The organism is Solibacillus sp. FSL W7-1436, assembly GCF_038007305.1.
In the GTDB taxonomy this organism is placed as follows: domain Bacteria; phylum Bacillota; class Bacilli; order Bacillales_A; family Planococcaceae; genus Solibacillus.
Genome location: NZ_JBBOWV010000001.1, coordinates 3,074,837 through 3,091,596, shown reverse-complemented (window position 1 = coordinate 3,091,596; position 16,760 = coordinate 3,074,837). Strand labels below are relative to the sequence as shown.

The window sequence follows — 16,760 nt, the reverse complement described above, 5'->3', positions numbered from 1 at the left end:
AAGGAGAAGTTGTCCTTGAATAAAAATAAAATAAATCTGGCTATCGCTATTGTTGGAAGTATTCTCATTCTATCAATTAGTGGTTTACTGTTTAACCAAATACATAAGAATCATCAAGCAAATGAACTTATTATCGAAAAATGCTTTGAAAACTTCGATAAAGCGGAAAAAGTGTTAATCACGAAAAAGGATTTTTGGTCTCCCGTGACTTGTGAAAAAAAATAGTATAAATTCCTGTTACTCAGCGATTTGTCCAAGTAATAATAGAAGGCGCAATTCTTATTTAAGAAATGTGCCTTCTATTTCTTTTTCTTTCTAAAAATATCGGCGCTATATTTAATAAGACCGAAACAATAGTTAAAAACCATAATGCCCTTTCCATACTTGGCACTACATCTTCTATAGCTGCCCAATCATTTACCTCTACCCAATTCGTTATCAGAGTGTATTCGGCACAAAGTGTTAATGCTGTAAACGATAATCCCATTGCCATTGCAAGTTTATAATCTTTACCTGTCATGTACAAATACAGGTTTGCAAAAGTTGCTGCTATCGCAATAAGACCTATTATAAACCACATAATGATGCCACCTCCCCATATCCTTCCATTTCTAGTATAGACATGAATTGTAATAATATGGTTCCCGAAGCTTTAATATGTCGGTGAATAAATTCTCCCGGTATCCGTATCAATCACAAATTCCACCCGAACCGATGCATCATACGGAATTTGGGTAAATTGATAAGATGTACACAAAAACTGCGTCATTTCTTTACTTGAGGTTGCCTGCTTTTTTGCTTGTCTATAAATTATGTTTAACTGCTTTAATGTATAGATTGGTCCAGTTAACAGCACTTGCTGATCATACCCATCCACTTCAACTAACATTTTTAATCACTGCTGGTTGCTAGCCAGCCTTATAGCTTAAATTTTAGGCATCACGGAGCCTATTGCCTACAGTATTTCCCCTCTTGCCACCTCTTCGTATTCTGGATGTCCATGCTGCATGCAGCCAAATAGCTGACAGCCGCCGTTAGGATACATATCATAGTCAAAGGGCGGTACAACACCGTTTTCCAAGCGCGGCCATAGCATTTCGAGAGTTTGCTGCTGTTCGGTTAATTCTTTTATGCACTCGTCACGATCCTGCGCTGTCCAATGCTCTTCCAGCTCTCTTTCTTGCTCATCAATTTGTTCTTCTTTATTCTGTTGAATTGCTTGTTGGATAATTGCGCGGCAAGTGTCGTAGTCCTTTAATTTCCACAGGGTATATGCATAGCGACTGACGATATAAGGTGCAAGGTAACAGCTGTTCCATTCTTTTTCAAACTGCACTCGTGCTTCGTTGTAACAACCAAGTTCTATGTAAACATCCGCAATTTCTATCGCACCTGTGTAATCATCCGCTTCTTCATTCCAATTGGCTAAAAGTGCCTTCGCCTTATCAATATGACCTGCATTCAGCCAACTTACGACCTCGTGTAATTGCGTCAAGCCTGAATCACCTTCACAGCACGAAAAGACTGTCGCTGCCTGCTCAAACTCACCGAGATGAAAATGCGCCATTGCTAAATTATAGGTCGCTTCCTCCGTCTCATTAAACATGAGTGCCTTCTGTAAATAGTTTTTAGCTTTCTCGTACTGCCTGTTATGTAACGCGATTTCACCGAGCATCATATATGGAAATGAAGACTTCGGGTTAAGGACAAGCGCTTGCTCTAATAATGCCCTTGCATCATCCCGATTCTCTTCTTCACGCAGCATTAACCATGCCAAATTATTAAGACTCTGAACAGACGGTGTTTCTCTTGCCAGCTTTTTAAATAGTGAAAAGGCCTCATCATAATTATTTTCTTCCAACAGCATAATCGCTCTCTTATTTTCCGAAATGACGTTCTCCCACCTCTCTGCAACTAATTGACACAAATAGTCGAGTATCGTTAACCGGTTGCCCTGACCTGCGATCGTCCTTATTCTAGACGTTCAAACTGCTATATAAATATAGAGATACAGATGAATATAGAGAAAATTAAACAAGCACTCCATACACACCCCAATATCTTTTGATTATGTATATTTTTCCCTTGATGTAACTTTTCCAGGAGCTGAACTAAATTTAGAAACCACAAGACCGAGAACAGTAAAGCACCTGCCAGATATAAAATTTCCATATTAGCATCATCCCTTTACAATAAATAATTTTAACCCTTTTCCAGGACGTAATCTCCTATTTAAAAACGGACCGGCATGAGTCCGGTAAATTACCGAAAACATGCCAGCCAGTTAGCTGCATATAAAAACTGTAACTTTAAGGGGACGACCGAATCGTCCCCTTATTGAAAGTCTTAAGTTAATCTTAGCTAAAGCTTTTAATTTGATTTTCAGTAATCCCTTTAATTAATCCCAGTTCACTCATCAAAAATTGATGTGTGTTATTTAACATTTCTTTTTCGCTTGTATTTAGTGCATTTTCTTCTTTCATACGCAATAAATCGCGTACAACTTCAGCACATTCCAGTATTTTACCCGTTTTTACTTTGTCCGTGTTCACTTTATACCTTTGTCTCCACGGCAATAATTCATCGGTTTTTCCATGCTGAAAAATATGAATGATGTGTTTCAAATCAATAATATTAGTAACAGGACGAATACTTGAATTCGATATTTTATCCTTAGGGATTGTGATTTGCACATTGCCGATTGTCATTTTTATGACAAAACACTGTTGCTTTTCCCCTAATATTTCCTTTTCTTCTACGGCTTTAATGATACCTGCTCCGTGCATTGGATAAATAATGTTTTCACCAATTTGAAACAAATAATCCACCTCCATGTTTGGCAACCATAAGGTAACCTACTTAACCTTAACATGTAAATGGATTTTTAACAAATTTTTAATAATATCATAAACATTATTAAAGTGTCAAATATTTATAAAGCGATAAAATTATTGAATGGAGAGGTTCTTTTTAAGATTTGAACCCTTCTATACTCAAAATCTATTCTACCTTGGATACTGCTTCAATCTATTGGATTTCCTATTGGTTTAAAAATTTCACCATCTGTTGTTTGTACTTTCAATGATCCGTTTATTTCATTAAGACCTATTTGTACAATAGGTACTTTATCATCTTCCCCACCATCTACAAATTTCAAAATAATTTCAGTAGAGCCCCATTTACTCACACTTTCCACTTCAATCTTTTTGCCAAGATATTTTTCCCCCAGCAATAAAGTAATTGCTTTACTTCCTTCAGAAATAGTCGAAATCCGATAACGTTCTGTTTCTACTGGGGCAGCACTTGCCTGTTCAATAATCCAATATCCTTCTTGTGAAAATATGGATAGCCCGATTATTGCAAAAAATAGAACAGGTAAAAGCACTAAACTGATTTTATCTTTTTTATTAAGATGTTGTGATTCTTTATTACGTATTAATAAAGGTAAAAGTAATGTCCCGAAAACACTAACTATAAAAAAGCCTCCTGCTAAAAACAAATAACCCATCCCTTCAAATCCTCCAACAAGGAATAGGCTGTACGCAACAATCAATCCCGAAAAGAGAAAGGTGACGACGGGTGCCAAATAGTATTTGCCGCTCCTTTTTGAAGCAATAAAAACAAACGAAAAAAACAGAACACCTAAAAACAATCCAACCAACATGATTATATAGGCCATATTAGCACCTCCATTTATAAAAATAACTGCAATACTTTTGCTGAAAATAAAATAATCACTAAATCAGTCCCCAAGGATAACCAGACCCATTTTTTATTGAAGAAAGTAAATGTAAATACCAGTAGAAATATGGCAGCGGGTATATAAAACAGAAAGATTCCTGATTGAATGTACTCCACCAATGATGCTACAGACTCCGCGCCATAATAGTTAAAGCTGGAGTAAACAATGTAAAACAAAATTATCGCTCTTACAGTAATCAGTAATAACTTCAACCCATTATTAAACTGCACTAATTTTTTTAAGGGTTTCAACTCTACATCTTCTGAGTAATCATGCTTTGGCAAATTTTCATTAAAGTTTTCTGTGCTATCATATAATTTTTTGCAATCTTCACAGTTTGTGATATGTTCTAAAATAACCTGTCTTGGTTCTTCATCCAAGTCATTAATTATGGGTATCAACTCTAGAGATAAAAGATGTATTTTATTAAAAGAATCCATAGAACTACCTCGCTTTAATCATTCTTTTCCTCATTCTGAACACTATCGATTTTATTGTAGAAACTGGTATATTTAATAGATCGCCAATTTCATTATAGTCATAGCCATAATATTCTTTTGCTATAATAATTGCTTTTTCAGAAGTGGATAGCTTGCCTAAAATTGTTTCCAGTTCGTTGTTTATTGTTGTACTTATTTCGGGCGTGTAATTGTCGACCAACAGCGTTTCTATAATATTCTCATCTTGAAGCAACTCAGGCTTCTTCTTTTTATAGTAATCAAGCAAAGTGTTTTTAACCCCTGTTATTAACCAGCTCCTCATATACTTAACTTCTGTAACTACTGAGGGTGAAACTAAAATTTTTGTAAAAAAATCTTGAATAATATCATCAGCTATTGCGTCACTTTTAGTAAGACCTATCAGAAAGTTTCTCAGGTACGTATAATGCTCATTGTATATTTCTTCAATAAGAACTAAAGGATTCATTTTAGACATTTTTTAATCTCCCTGAACCATTTTCCCTTCAAAAGTGAGACGACTGGGCAACTTTGAAAGTTGCTTTTATTTCCTCCATTTAGAAAAATGTGTTAAATCTATTTTAAAAACAGCAAAAGGCGCAAGGATAGTTGAATACCTTGCACCTGTTTTTTTATTCTCAAATAGTTCAGTTAACTTAATCATAAGGAATATGTATAAAATTCCATACAGCATTTATTGTATTGCACAGTCCATTATTTTCTGATAAAGTCTATTCCAATTTAGATAATAGTCGAAAATATCATTAGGGTCTATAAAGATACGTCGGGTAGATTCATATCTTCCTTCAAACGGCAACAATTTTGCGATATTCATTTTGTAGAAAACCTGATAACCGATTTTAGGATACGGACTGCCTTCTGTCCACATTAGATTTTCACAATGGTCAACAATTACATACCCTAATAACTCACATTCCCCTTCAATATACGCTTCTTCCAAAGCTTCACGTTTAAAGCATTCCTCTGGAGTTTCCTCTGGTTCGATGTGTCCTCCAGGAAAATCCCACCCTCGATTCTTTAAGTCGACTAGTAACAGTTGGTCTCCTTGAAAACAGAAACCATGTACACTTGTTATTAAATTATGTTGAGGAAGTAACGTATTTTCTTCCCAAGTTAATTTAACTCTTGATTCTCCCCAATTAACATAAGTTGTCGTCATTTTTCTCCTCCCTAGAAACCTTTATCTGAATAATAGATTTTATCGGTGTCCATCTTTCCTTGCCTGGATATAACCATAATAAACACAAGTCCCATGAGTCGATAAATCTTTCACTTCCATACCGCAGCTCTCATAAAATTTGAAATTATTTGCTGAAGTGTGTGCAAACCAATCCCCATGCGGAAGTTTTTGAATACATAACTCCACAAGTTTTTTACCTATCCCTTTGCCCCTATATTCTGATAAAACGACTAAATCCATAATATTTGCTACCATGATTTGATCGGATATCACTCGGACCATCGCAATCATTCTCTCATTTCCCCAAACTGTAAATGCCCATGTTGAATTTTTGAAGATTAGTGAATACTTTTCTTTTTGCCACGATGGAAGATTTTTTGCCCATCCAGCGTCTTTAAACAAGGACTCAACAAAATCAGCCGGAATCCCTTCAGTGCCTTCCCTTATTACGAAGCCATTGAAATATTGATACAATTGAGTTCCCCCTTCGTTTTTTTAGCTCATATTTTAAAATATAGAAATTTCTATAGTATGAATTAAAGCTCAATCCTAAAATAACAGTGTATATTGTTTAATCATTTGAAATTCAAGCTCTCTAGTGACTATATTTGATTCTGCATCTAATATTTTCATTTCCATTATTGTTTTGTCCCACTCTTTTAAATAGGAACGCTGTACGCGTTTTTGAAAACTTCTAACCCCGGAAACTTTATCTAAATATAGCGGTCTATCTGCAGTAAGATTATAGATACTTTCATCAATTTGCCATTGACCGAATTGAATATATACTTTTTCACCCGTTTTATTTTTTGTATCAAAACTAAAAACCATTTCTTCAGTTGTTTCATTAAAATGAACACCGGTTATTTTCAGATAAAAATTACTATCATCCATCAACAACAGTTGTATACCTTCATATTCTTTTTCATCTCCAACAAATTGCCGCCACTGTTCATCAGTCCATGTGTCCATTTTAGATGTATCAAATGTTTTCATTGGTAAAACAACATTAATAACCTCTTTCGAAATCCCCATACACAACCTCCCCAATATTTGGTACTTAAAGTATCTCACAGTTAAGTACATTATTTCACTTTCTGAGGAGCGTAATAGTCTCGATTAAATTATTGATTGGAATTCCATTCATAAAGAATATCGGGTAAATTTTCTTCATTTTCGTGCCCTCTGGATTTGATTTTAAAGCCGTTCTTTTCATAAAATCTGCGTGCGGGGTCATTTACTTCAAATGTATATAAGGTTAATTTCCCACTTGACTGTTCTTTTGCCTTATCCAGTAATGTTTGACCTATACCAAATCCTTGATATTCAATATGAATGTAAAGTTGGCTGATTTCCCTTTCATTATAGGCGATCATACCAACCACTTTGTCATCCATTAGGACGATATCAATTTGGTACTGCTCACGTAATACATTATTCAGAAAATATATATGACTTTCAAAGCTATGCCCTTCTTTCTGACCAATTGCCCGTTCCTTGCTGTCTCGCCACATCCTTACTGTCTGTTCAGCATATTTCGGAATATATTGCGTTATAATTAAATTATGCGGGGTCATTTTATTACCTCCATATTGTTTTCACTCGCGCATGCTCGAGCAGTTATACACTTTGTTTCTTTTTAATGAAAGTGTAGATATTTAAAATAACTCCGATAAAAAACAGGACTATTGCATTGAATGCCAGAACTATCGCAATAAACCCTCCTGCAATTGCGATTCCTTCTGCTGTATTATCCGGATCGGTATTGGTTCTTTTGAAATAATCAATTCCTAACGCTACAAAACTATAAGCGATCACCGGAACTGTAAGGGCTATAATGATTGCCGATGCCCATAAAGGGAATTTCTTTTTACGGTATACATACACTGCCAATCCATCACAAATTAAAATAGTTACTATTATAACGAGCCACATGATAGAATCTCCACCCATAATAATCCTCCCTCTTAACTTTCACTTAGCTTACGGCTTTTAAGTAAATTGAGAACTAAATAAGAAATGATTAATATTATTCCGATCAGAAATGCTATTAGGAAGCCAAATGTCCCATTTAAACCAACCCATCCGATAGTGAACGTAAGGAAAAATAGTTGATAGCATAAACCAGCTATTATTATTGCAAGGGGTACATTGAATGGAAATAAGAATTTCCAGGCAAAACCTAAAAAGGAAGCTGACAATAGTATTATAACTAACAGGATTATGTGGATTATCCCCCAACGGAATCCTGCGCGAGACTGCCCTTCTTCACCAAAGGCAACCTGTGTATTTAAGTCATACAGCGTAAACCCGGCCGTAAAAATTCCGACCATTAAAATTATTGTGAATGTCACCCAGTTTATCGTTTTTAGCGTATTTTTGCTTTTCATTTTTCCTCCTGAACTTTAGATTTTTATTTACTTTCCAAAAAGAAAAAGGCCACTCTGATATTTTGTTCTGCAAAACTGCTTAATGCTGAAGATTGATCCCACTTTTATAACAAGACTATCTCTTTCTATTACCATTTTACAATCAATAACCAGAATTTACCTGAATTATTCTTAAAAGAATGTCAGGCTCATTTACGGAATGGTAAGAACAAAAAAACGACAACCCGTTAAACCTGGATTGTCGTCTTTATACTTGTATGATTTAATATTTAAACAGCATTGCTACCATTTCGTGACCAGCTCCGATAGTCCAGAATAATACAATGTCACCACGTTTAATGCGGCCTGTTTCAATTCCTTCATTTAAGCAAATGAAAGGACTGCTAGTTGACGTATAGCCGTATCTGTCCCCTACATATATAATCTTTTCTTCAGGAATACTAAAGTGATTTTGTATTTTCAAGATGTTCGATAGGGCAAATTGCGATAAGCAAAACGAATTAACATCTTCAATATTTAACCCGTTATCTTTCAAAAGTTGCTCAATCATCTCACATGCGACCGGAATTGCCATCGCACCGTCAAACGGTGTAAAAACGATATGCTCTTTCTTGCCGATTGTTTGAGAAAAGCCTTCCTTTGGATAAATTATGTTGTTTCTATTCGCTGAATCGACTTCGTATACCGCATCAATAAAACCTGTATCTTCGTCTGCCGTCTTTTCCAGAATAACGGCAGCTGCTGCATCTGAAAAATTGGCATATGTAAATGCCTGTTCGGGATTGGAAATTAAACTGTTAGCGTCAGAACCAATAATTAGCGCGCGGTTAATACGTCGGTTTGACAGCATATAATGTGAAGCATTTTCCACTGCGACCGTCATACCAGCGCAATTGGCATTACTGTCAAACATCATTGTATGACTTGCCCCGCCAATTTCATGGTGCACAAACATCGCATTTGTTGGTAACGTATGCTCGGGCACTTGTGTTGAAAACACAATCATATCAATATCTTTTCCCGTTAATTGGGCCTTTGCTAAAACTCGCTTAGCCGCTTCAATTCCCATTGTCAGGGAATTTTCATTGTTGTCGATAATATAACGTTCATTTCTTCCCATCGAATTCAGGAAACCGGTAATATCTTCCCCTTGCGCTTTAAAATGCTCTAAGTAAAACTCATTCGCCACTAAATTTTCAGGATGATAAACAGCAACATTATTTATTTTTATATTCGTCATGCTATGTATTAACTCCTTACTGAACTTATTTTGTTAGATTTTAGTTGATTGATTCAACTGTTGCATTTGTTAGTCCAGCGGCTTTTGCAAGACGACTTAATTGCATTTTTAACGTTAAATTATTTTCTACTGTAAATTTCACTTGTTTAAAACCTGTTGTTTTATACATTTTCATGACTTCCGTTAAATTCGCTGTCATATCAGCATTCAGTAATTGCATTTGTGTACAATCCACTTCCAGATCAAATGCAGATGGTGTGATGGCTTTCATTTTAGAGTTATAGTCTGCAACAAATGCATTCGCATCTTCCATTGTCATCTTGCCATTCACAGAAATGTCTACTACTTTTCGCACTGTGTTTACTTGAATACCTGTTTTTTTCATGATTAATTCTCCCGTTACGTTAGTTGTATTTTTAATGATTTATAATATGTATAAAGATACATTAATTATAGGACGATAGAATTATATCAAGATAAATTACAAAACAACAATAGAAATATCAAATTTCCTCCACCTCCACTTCAAAATAGTATTATTAAACTAAATAAAAATATTCACATTGGTAATTTAGTTCTAACTATAAAATGCGTATCAGTTTAATTAGTTGAAAAATCAGTAATTTTTAACCTATTCGAAATCCTTCTCATCATTTCTTCCTAAAACAGGAGCAATTAACTAAATCATTAAAGAACAGCATTTACAGACATACTGGCATTCAAAAAAATCTAAAAAATTTTGAAACTATTTCCCGGTTTTTCCGTCTGTACGGGGCATTTCGAAATAAAGGAGATTAAACGATGAAGAAAATACTTCCATTCATTAGCGGGCTTGCACTGGCATGCAGCTTGCCTATAGGCGTAGCAGCAAACACAAAGCAATTTTCTGACATATCAACACAATACTTTGCCGAGGCGGTTTATGATTTAGCTGAGCGCAATATTATTGGCGGCTATGCAGATGGAACATTTAAGCCTGGAAATTCTATTACACGCGGACAGGCCGCAGCCATTATTGTAAAAATGTTAAAATTTGATACATCCAAGGTAAAAAATCCAGGCTTTAAAGATGTCTCAACAAACAATGGCTATTATAAGGCGATTGCGACACTTGCACAAAAAGGCATTATTGGCGGTTACAGTGATGGGCGTTACGGGCCGAATGATCCGATAAAACGTGGACAAATAGCATCCATTATTGTGAAAGCATTTGATTTACCACGCTCAACAAATATTGAAAATCCCTTTAAAGATTTAGAAATTTCCTACTTACCGTCACATGGAGATAATATTTTAGTTCTCTATAAGCTTGGTATAGTTGGTGGAACATCAAAGGACAAATTCAGCCCAAATGCATATGTGACAAGAGGCCAAGCTGCAACAATGCTTCAAAAAACCGAGCAGACAAAAATACCAATGACTGTGTTAAAAGCAAGCGACTTTGAATTAGACGCTCTTTCCTGGATTACACCAGACCAAATAAATAAAGACGTGTATGAAGGAATACTCGTAAAAGGGAAAGCCCAGTCTACACTTTATCCAGAAAATACAATGCAGCTCGTTCCCTTAAAAGAAGGGACATCCACACTCATTGTCCGTGGCACAAAAGCGAATAAAGAAGTAAACAAAAAATACTATGTACACGTGAAAGAAGAAAATGGTGAGCTCAAGCCAACATTAAAGCAAACTGATGATTATTTACCGACAAAGGTCGACTTATCGTTATATGAATTAACTAATAAGACCGTTAATAACATAACGCTGTCTACAATGGAGGGGCAAAGGTTATCGGACAACGTACCATTCGAAAAATATAATGATTACTACGTTTCAGTTGTGATCGATAAACCTGGTCAATATATCGCAACGCTCGAACTTGCGGACGGTCAGCACATCCGCTACGCAATTGAGGCTAAAACGAATCCTGACAGCTTTTTCTATACAATTGAGACATTAAAAGAGCAGCTTTCCGATACGTACACAGAATTAACACCAAACATCGGAAAACACAAAATCACCACGAAAAACTACGAGCAAATTGCAAGTATTACACGAGGTCCCGGCACAAACATCTTCCATGCCGAGCTCACAGGCAAAAAAGAAGGATCAGTTATTATGGAATATGAAAATAGTATTGTAATGGAAACTGCCGTTCAAACCGGCCTAAGTGTCGTTGTCAAAAAAATTGGAGTTATTTGGAATGTAGATATTGGGTTTATCGGATTTACTACGGATATGTGATCACTGTTTGGTATGTAAAGTTCTAAGACCATTCCTTCATCAGGAAGTAAGTATTTGTCGAATGGAACGAATGCGACATATTGAAAATATAAATCAAGAGGAATAAATTATGAATAAGATAAGAAAAGCAAAGGTCGAGGATGTAACGACACTGACAGAAATAGCTTTTAAAGCAAAAGGATATTGGGGTTATTCTGATGATTTTATGAAAGCATGGAAAGATGCTTTAACAATCACAGTGGACGATATCCAATCAAAAGTGGTTTATCTGCTAGAAGATGATATGGCTATAAAGGGGTTCTATTGTTTATGTATCGAAACGAATGAATTAGAAACCTTATTTGTAGCCCCTACATACATAGGACAAGGGTTAGGAAAAAGATTATGGAATGATATTTTACTGAAGGCCAAAGAATATGGAGTAAGTAGCTTCCAATTTAAAAGTGATCCAAATGAATATGAATTCTACATAAAAATGGGTGCAAAAAGAATAATTTATGTTGAATCAACAGTTATACCGGGGAGAATATACCCTCTTATGGAATATGCGCTTGCTCATCTTCCAACAAAATAACGTTTCCATATAAAAGTTTGGGAATGCAGCTTTAGGGCACGAATATTGTTTTATCAACTTTTCGTGCCTATTTTTTTAATAGAAATCCGATTGTTTTGTAGAAAAATCCCCAATTTATTTGAATAAGCTATTATTCTTTGAGTTATTGTGGATCAATATCTATTTCACCTAAAATTGAATTTATTTGTCAATTTCTTTATACATGTTGATACCTGCTACTTGAAAACCCAGGTTATTATACAAATTTATTGCATGTTCATTGTTTCCGAAAACATGTAATTTTAAAAAAGCAATTTTACGAGCAGTTAAAAGGAATTCAATTTCAGTCATCACCTTTTTTCCAATCCCTTTAGAACGAAACTCTTCTTTGAGGTAAATTTCATATAAAAAGGCACTTTTGCTTTCTTCTACTATTTTAATCCATACATAACCAACCACTTTTTCACTTTCTATAATATTAAAGAATTCATGGTTTTCAGTGTTGAATCCGTTTGGCAAATACCCTTTTATCGCTTTTTCCGCTCTAATAAAAGAAGTTTCATTTATTATTTCAAATGTATTTTCTTCAAGAGTATAAGCATACCTCTCCGTTTTATCTTTTACGTATGTATCGAATTCATCTTTATTCATAGGTATTAACCGCACCACATACTTAAACAACTTCACGCCCCCTTATATTTTAACAACCACGAACTAAACTTTTAGTATTTCTCGATTTTAATAGTTATTTTTACTCTCTCTTCGCTATTTGTTTCTGTTTCAGAAATATTCTTGACGGAGTCCTCCACTATTTGTTGAATCAACGTAGTTCTGGTTACTTTAACGGAATAATTTCGAATAAGTTCCATTAAAGGAAAATGTACCTGTATATTAATATAAAGCGAATATTATTTCCTCTTGCTATCCCTATCACTAAACAATCTTGCAGCAAAAGAAATCCCTCCAATCCAATTAGCTGAATTGAAGGGAATCTTTTAAGAATTTATAAACGCGGATCGATTGTATCGCTTTCTAACGCAAGTGTCGCAAGTGCACATTCATGTACACGGTTGCTGCTTTCCAAACTTACAAAGCGTGAAATACCTTCCATCCCTAATTTAAATTCCAATAAAGCATTCTTCATTTTGCGGGAAGGGTTACGCTGTTTTAACTTCTTCATCGTAACATCATTTGTATAGTCCATGCCATAAATGATTCGTAAATATTCACGGCCACGCACTTTTATAGCCGGTTGCAGTAATTTTCCATTATGATAAGCGAGGAAATCAAATGGCTTAATAACAATACCTTCGTGACCATTTTCAGTCATGTCCTTCCACCAATTCATTACTTCCTGCTCATCCTGCTCGCTTTCAATCAAACGGTATTCTGTCTCTATAAATAGCGAGCTGTTTTCGGCCAAATACGTATTCATTTTCATATGCCAGCTATGAGACTGGTGGAAGTTTGTTGATGAGCTATGTGCAAGGATATGGAACGGTGCTATTTGTATGCCTGAAAGCTCATTCGTTGGCCAGCAATAGTTTCTGAAAACAGCGTCGAAGCGTGCAGCATTTTTATATTTATCGGTATATTCCTCCATCCAGCTTGTCACGTTCACATGCTCTGTTGCTTTCAACTTTTCAATAAGTTTATAGCGATCCATCAACGCATTTTCAGCGACCGTTTCATATTGTTGATCGATTAAGCTTTGTGCTTTTAAATTCCAAGGTAAAATTTCGGCGTCCATTAAGACGAAATTCGTATTAAATTGCTCGAAGTAATTTTTACCGACTAGCTCAGCATGAATTTTCTCCACCATCTGTTGCTGCTCTTTTTGTTCAAAAAAGGCGCGGCCTGTACGTGTTGTAATGTAGCCCAGGCTTTCGCTGTTAATGAGCTCTTTTGCAACTTCTTTATTTTTTGCAACAAAGATAACAGCGCGGCTGCCCATATGTTTCTTCTGGGCAATCATTTTTAGAATACCGTTTTTCTTATAGTAATTAAACGCCTCTGCTGGATGTTCCAAGTAATCCGGTAACGCTGATGTTTGGGGTGTTGGACTCATTGTTGGCGGGATGTAAATTACCTGCTCCAAAGGCAATGTATAGTGAGAAAATGTATCCATTGCTGCCAATGCATTTTCTTTCGGGATTGTTATTTGATCCCCGCTCGTTGTATGAACCGCAAAGCCATTTATAAATTGAGCAACATTTGGCGGGCTGAACCGCTTATTTTTCGCCTCTAAAATAGGGTTGTCCTCAGTCCCGGCATAATTTGCGAATGCCTTCACACTTTTGAATGTCTGCTCAGGATATTGAAATGCCGTAAGCTCCCCGCCGAATACAACACCTTGGTCAATATTAATTGTTCGGTTTGCTTTAAACGGCTGTACTTTCACATCATGTCCCCAAATGATCAGCTCGCTCGTTTTATGCTGTGAAAACCAGTCACCGCGAACAGGTTTACTGGACCTGTCCGTTTGCTGAATATCTCCGTAACGGCAAAAATCGGAAATTCGTTTAGATTCCTTGCCGATGTAATGGTCCTTTATCCCAGCATGGGTAACAACAGCTTTTTTGATGTTATTTTTCGTTAAAATATAATGTGATGGTGCCTTTAAAAGCATGTTAGCAAATCGCGCTTTCAGTGACTTAGCAGCCTCTTCGCCATGTACCTTTTCATACTCGCTAAATTCTTGTTCGACAAGTTCATCCCCGTGATTGAGAGATACATTTTTCCCGTCCAACCAGCGCGCTATTTTCCAGCCATGATTGCTGTCAGTCATATAGCTTAATCCTGCTTCAATCTGATTCAACCAAAATTGCATCGTTTCAAGCGATTTTGGACCGCGGCTCATTATGTCGCCTACAGAAATTAATCGGCGTTCAGCCGGGTGAACATATACATCGCCGCGCTGCTCATAACCAAGATCCTTCAAAAGCACAAGCATCTCGTCATAGCAACCATGAATATCCCCGATAATATCAAAGCCGCTTTCGATTTCTAAATAAAGCTTATTCGGTTCACGCACAATTTCGAAGCTTCCGTCATTTACTTTATAAATTTTGGCGAATGGCTCTTTCTTTATTGTTTTCAACTCATATTTCAACGTATTAAATTGCTGAAGCACGCGTTTACGACCTCTAGGGTTATCACGCAAAATATCACGTGCAAGCAGCTGCTCTTTTGATGTATTCAAAATTAGCGCTAAAACAGGTACATGATTACGCTTGGCAATTTCAAAATATTTGGCGCGTTCAAAGCCGCGTAAATTCGTTGCATCAATTACCGATATTTTATTTAATTTTGCACGTGCTTCCACAACCGTATGAAGTGCATGGAACGCCTGCTCGGAAATGCGCTGATATTCTTCATAAATTATATCTTCATCATCTTTTGATACAGCTGTAAAATCGATGAAATCGATATCCGCCACAAGTCTACGATAGTAGTCGGAGCTAATAATCTCGCTTTCAAGGAGCTGACCTGAATCGACTAATGATTGCAGTAATGTGGATTTCCCGCTATTTGATGGACCTATTAAAAGTACGATGGCCCCGTTTGGAAGTTTAAATTGCATGTGAATCTCTCCTTGTCATGATACACATTTGAGTAGGAGCACCATATTGTTCATGTACAGAACCGATCCCTTCAAATTGTAAATCATAGTTTGGCGCAACAGCTTTACACCACGCCTCAAATTGTTTGCGGTCCCATTCAAAACGATGATCATCGTGGCGCATTACTTCAAGTTCGTAAACCGTATTATACTCAGCGTTTGGAGTCGTAATAATTAAATGCTTAGGTGTATAATTTTGTGTGATGAGTTGCATAATTTGAGGCAGTCGTTCCTCATCAATATGCTCGATGACCTCACATAAAATAAATACATCCGCGTCTGTAAACTCTTTATCCTCATAGTAAAGTGATCCCCACTTAATAATAGGTGGCGCGGCATATTGCTGATCCGCAAACCGTTTTTGCATTTTTGCAAGTGCATGATTACTAGGATCGACACTGTACAGCTTTGTAATCGAATCGATTTGCGCAAGAAGCATCGATAATTTCCCTTCTCCTGCCCCCATATCGATGACCGTTTTAGGTTTTAATGTTGTAACTGCATCGGCAATCGTTTCATAGCGACGCGTATTTAAAGATGGTTTATTGACTTTTTGCTCATTCTCTTCTTCTGACATGTACAATTGCTTAAAGCGCAATGCTTTTTTATAAATAAACTCACGCATCGGATGAGTTTCAAGCCAGCCCTCTCCGTAATTTTCCAACCGCTCCCGCTCTGCTTCATCAATAAAATAATGTTTATAGTCATCCATAACCGGGATTAATATAAAAATTTGTTGAAGTGCTTTCTTTAAAGTAATGGTGTTTGTAAGCGTTAAGAATCGGGCGCGTTTAGCGTCAGTCATTGTGTTAATCGTTACTTCATAGCCTAACGGTTCCCATATGTTTCGGATTTCTTCGTCTGTGAGCCTTGATGAAATGGGACCAAATTCAAACGTAAAGGGAAAGTCCATTGCTGCAAATTGGATATATTCTTCCTTAGGCTTTCCGTTCAGCGCTGTACCTAAAGCCGAACGAATAAGTGATAAGAAAATGGTACTTACAGCAAATTCACGGTCATTAATATAATGAGTAATATCAAATGCTTCATTGTCTTTTACAAGCGCCAATGAATCAGGTGTAACAAAGATGGAAGCGTATAATTCCTCATCTGTCATTTTATGATAAACAAATCGTACTGCGTGCCCTTTTACTTGGCGTTCATAAACGGTTGCCGGGTTTTTTGCCAGTAAATGCGAAATTGCTCTCGCATGCGGATTTTTCGTGTAAATAGATAATTGCATAATGTAAATGTTCTCCTTTAGGGATAATTACTAATTTCTATTATAAATGAGTGCTTTGTGAAATGTTTGT

General features: G+C 36.2%; 21 protein-coding genes. 3 read left to right on the top strand and 18 right to left on the bottom strand.

The window, feature by feature from the left end:
• The first annotated feature begins 15 nt into the window (after positions 1–15).
• Positions 16–225, top strand: a complete 210-nt coding sequence (locus MKX73_RS15225) for a hypothetical protein (RefSeq protein WP_340718186.1) — start codon at positions 16–18, stop codon at positions 223–225.
• Positions 226–283: 58 nt separating this feature from the next.
• Here the strand turns inward: MKX73_RS15225 and MKX73_RS15220 are convergent, their stop codons facing one another.
• From MKX73_RS15220 to MKX73_RS15150, 15 genes are all read right to left on the bottom strand, one after another.
• Positions 284–580 carry a hypothetical protein gene (locus MKX73_RS15220; protein ID WP_340718185.1) on the bottom strand — a complete coding sequence of 99 codons (297 nt, stop codon included), beginning with the start codon at positions 578–580 and terminating at the stop codon, positions 284–286.
• Between the two features lie 72 nt (positions 581–652).
• Positions 653–889: a hypothetical protein gene (locus MKX73_RS15215; protein WP_340718184.1), complete on the bottom strand. Its 237-nt coding sequence runs from the start codon at positions 887–889 to the stop codon at positions 653–655.
• A gap of 66 nt (positions 890–955) precedes the next feature.
• Positions 956–1,867 carry a tetratricopeptide repeat protein gene (locus MKX73_RS15210; protein ID WP_340718183.1) on the bottom strand — a complete coding sequence of 304 codons (912 nt, stop codon included), beginning with the start codon at positions 1,865–1,867 and terminating at the stop codon, positions 956–958.
• 490 nt (positions 1,868–2,357) lie between these two features.
• Positions 2,358–2,834, bottom strand: a complete 477-nt coding sequence (locus MKX73_RS15205) for a CarD family transcriptional regulator (RefSeq protein WP_340718914.1) — start codon at positions 2,832–2,834, stop codon at positions 2,358–2,360.
• A 188-nt stretch (positions 2,835–3,022) separates the two neighbouring features.
• Positions 3,023–3,679 carry a hypothetical protein gene (locus tag MKX73_RS15200; protein WP_340718182.1) on the bottom strand — a complete coding sequence of 219 codons (657 nt, stop codon included), beginning with the start codon at positions 3,677–3,679 and terminating at the stop codon, positions 3,023–3,025.
• Positions 3,680–3,693: 14 nt separating this feature from the next.
• Positions 3,694–4,182 carry a hypothetical protein gene (locus MKX73_RS15195; protein ID WP_340718181.1) on the bottom strand — a complete coding sequence of 163 codons (489 nt, stop codon included), beginning with the start codon at positions 4,180–4,182 and terminating at the stop codon, positions 3,694–3,696.
• Positions 4,183–4,186: 4 nt separating this feature from the next.
• Positions 4,187–4,678, bottom strand: a complete 492-nt coding sequence (locus MKX73_RS15190; protein WP_340718180.1) for an RNA polymerase sigma factor — start codon at positions 4,676–4,678, stop codon at positions 4,187–4,189.
• 216 nt (positions 4,679–4,894) lie between these two features.
• Complete coding sequence (locus MKX73_RS15185; protein WP_340718179.1) at positions 4,895–5,380, bottom strand: NUDIX hydrolase; 486 nt, start codon at positions 5,378–5,380, stop codon at positions 4,895–4,897.
• A 39-nt stretch (positions 5,381–5,419) separates the two neighbouring features.
• A complete protein-coding gene (locus tag MKX73_RS15180; RefSeq protein ID WP_340718178.1) occupies positions 5,420–5,875 on the bottom strand; it encodes a GNAT family N-acetyltransferase in 456 nt (151 codons plus the stop codon).
• 75 nt (positions 5,876–5,950) lie between these two features.
• Positions 5,951–6,436, bottom strand: a complete 486-nt coding sequence (locus tag MKX73_RS15175) for a hypothetical protein (protein WP_340718177.1) — start codon at positions 6,434–6,436, stop codon at positions 5,951–5,953.
• Positions 6,437–6,525: 89 nt separating this feature from the next.
• A complete protein-coding gene (locus tag MKX73_RS15170; RefSeq protein WP_340718176.1) occupies positions 6,526–6,978 on the bottom strand; it encodes a GNAT family N-acetyltransferase in 453 nt (150 codons plus the stop codon).
• 43 nt (positions 6,979–7,021) lie between these two features.
• Positions 7,022–7,354 carry a hypothetical protein gene (locus MKX73_RS15165; protein ID WP_340718175.1) on the bottom strand — a complete coding sequence of 111 codons (333 nt, stop codon included), beginning with the start codon at positions 7,352–7,354 and terminating at the stop codon, positions 7,022–7,024.
• A gap of 14 nt (positions 7,355–7,368) precedes the next feature.
• Positions 7,369–7,791 (bottom strand): RND transporter, encoded by a 423-nt coding sequence (locus MKX73_RS15160; RefSeq protein ID WP_340718174.1) that lies wholly within the window; start codon positions 7,789–7,791, stop codon positions 7,369–7,371.
• Between the two features lie 262 nt (positions 7,792–8,053).
• Complete coding sequence (locus tag MKX73_RS15155; RefSeq protein WP_340718173.1) at positions 8,054–9,031, bottom strand: ketoacyl-ACP synthase III; 978 nt, start codon at positions 9,029–9,031, stop codon at positions 8,054–8,056.
• Positions 9,032–9,071: 40 nt separating this feature from the next.
• Positions 9,072–9,416, bottom strand: coding sequence for a hypothetical protein (locus MKX73_RS15150; protein WP_340718172.1), 345 nt, complete (start codon positions 9,414–9,416; stop codon positions 9,072–9,074).
• A 416-nt stretch (positions 9,417–9,832) separates the two neighbouring features.
• Between MKX73_RS15150 and MKX73_RS15145 the strand changes: the two genes are divergently transcribed.
• Positions 9,833–11,272, top strand: coding sequence for an S-layer homology domain-containing protein (locus tag MKX73_RS15145; protein WP_340718171.1), 1,440 nt, complete (start codon positions 9,833–9,835; stop codon positions 11,270–11,272).
• Between the two features lie 109 nt (positions 11,273–11,381).
• Positions 11,382–11,846, top strand: coding sequence for a GNAT family N-acetyltransferase (locus MKX73_RS15140; RefSeq protein WP_340718170.1), 465 nt, complete (start codon positions 11,382–11,384; stop codon positions 11,844–11,846).
• Positions 11,847–12,026: 180 nt separating this feature from the next.
• Here the strand turns inward: MKX73_RS15140 and MKX73_RS15135 are convergent, their stop codons facing one another.
• From MKX73_RS15135 to MKX73_RS15125, 3 genes are all read right to left on the bottom strand, one after another.
• Complete coding sequence (locus MKX73_RS15135) at positions 12,027–12,506, bottom strand: GNAT family N-acetyltransferase (RefSeq protein WP_340718169.1); 480 nt, start codon at positions 12,504–12,506, stop codon at positions 12,027–12,029.
• Between the two features lie 322 nt (positions 12,507–12,828).
• Positions 12,829–15,408: an AAA family ATPase gene (locus tag MKX73_RS15130; protein WP_340718168.1), complete on the bottom strand. Its 2,580-nt coding sequence runs from the start codon at positions 15,406–15,408 to the stop codon at positions 12,829–12,831.
• Entirely contained in the window at positions 15,398–16,690 is a 1,293-nt protein-coding gene (locus MKX73_RS15125; protein WP_340718167.1) for a methyltransferase domain-containing protein, read from the bottom strand. Before MKX73_RS15125 ends, MKX73_RS15130 begins: the two co-directional genes overlap by 11 nt.
• Positions 16,691–16,760: the final 70 nt, after the last annotated feature.

Coding starts and splice junctions, on each gene's coding strand:
- MKX73_RS15220 (WP_340718185.1), bottom strand. CDS start 580: ATGTGGTTTATAATAGGTCTTATTGCGATAGCAGCAACTTTTGCAAAC.
- MKX73_RS15215 (WP_340718184.1), bottom strand. CDS start 889: ATGTTAGTTGAAGTGGATGGGTATGATCAGCAAGTGCTGTTAACTGGA.
- MKX73_RS15210 (WP_340718183.1), bottom strand. CDS start 1,867: ATGCTGTTGGAAGAAAATAATTATGATGAGGCCTTTTCACTATTTAAA.
- MKX73_RS15205 (WP_340718914.1), bottom strand. CDS start 2,834: ATGGAGGTGGATTATTTGTTTCAAATTGGTGAAAACATTATTTATCCA.
- MKX73_RS15200 (WP_340718182.1), bottom strand. CDS start 3,679: ATGGCCTATATAATCATGTTGGTTGGATTGTTTTTAGGTGTTCTGTTT.
- MKX73_RS15195 (WP_340718181.1), bottom strand. CDS start 4,182: ATGGATTCTTTTAATAAAATACATCTTTTATCTCTAGAGTTGATACCC.
- MKX73_RS15190 (WP_340718180.1), bottom strand. CDS start 4,678: ATGTCTAAAATGAATCCTTTAGTTCTTATTGAAGAAATATACAATGAG.
- MKX73_RS15185 (WP_340718179.1), bottom strand. CDS start 5,380: ATGACGACAACTTATGTTAATTGGGGAGAATCAAGAGTTAAATTAACT.
- MKX73_RS15175 (WP_340718177.1), bottom strand. CDS start 6,436: ATGGGGATTTCGAAAGAGGTTATTAATGTTGTTTTACCAATGAAAACA.
- MKX73_RS15170 (WP_340718176.1), bottom strand. CDS start 6,978: ATGACCCCGCATAATTTAATTATAACGCAATATATTCCGAAATATGCT.
- MKX73_RS15165 (WP_340718175.1), bottom strand. CDS start 7,354: ATGGGTGGAGATTCTATCATGTGGCTCGTTATAATAGTAACTATTTTA.
- MKX73_RS15160 (WP_340718174.1), bottom strand. CDS start 7,791: ATGAAAAGCAAAAATACGCTAAAAACGATAAACTGGGTGACATTCACA.
- MKX73_RS15155 (WP_340718173.1), bottom strand. CDS start 9,031: ATGACGAATATAAAAATAAATAATGTTGCTGTTTATCATCCTGAAAAT.
- MKX73_RS15150 (WP_340718172.1), bottom strand. CDS start 9,416: ATGAAAAAAACAGGTATTCAAGTAAACACAGTGCGAAAAGTAGTAGAC.
- MKX73_RS15145 (WP_340718171.1), top strand. CDS start 9,833: ATGAAGAAAATACTTCCATTCATTAGCGGGCTTGCACTGGCATGCAGC.
- MKX73_RS15140 (WP_340718170.1), top strand. CDS start 11,382: ATGAATAAGATAAGAAAAGCAAAGGTCGAGGATGTAACGACACTGACA.
- MKX73_RS15130 (WP_340718168.1), bottom strand. CDS start 15,408: ATGCAATTTAAACTTCCAAACGGGGCCATCGTACTTTTAATAGGTCCA.
- MKX73_RS15125 (WP_340718167.1), bottom strand. CDS start 16,690: ATGCAATTATCTATTTACACGAAAAATCCGCATGCGAGAGCAATTTCG.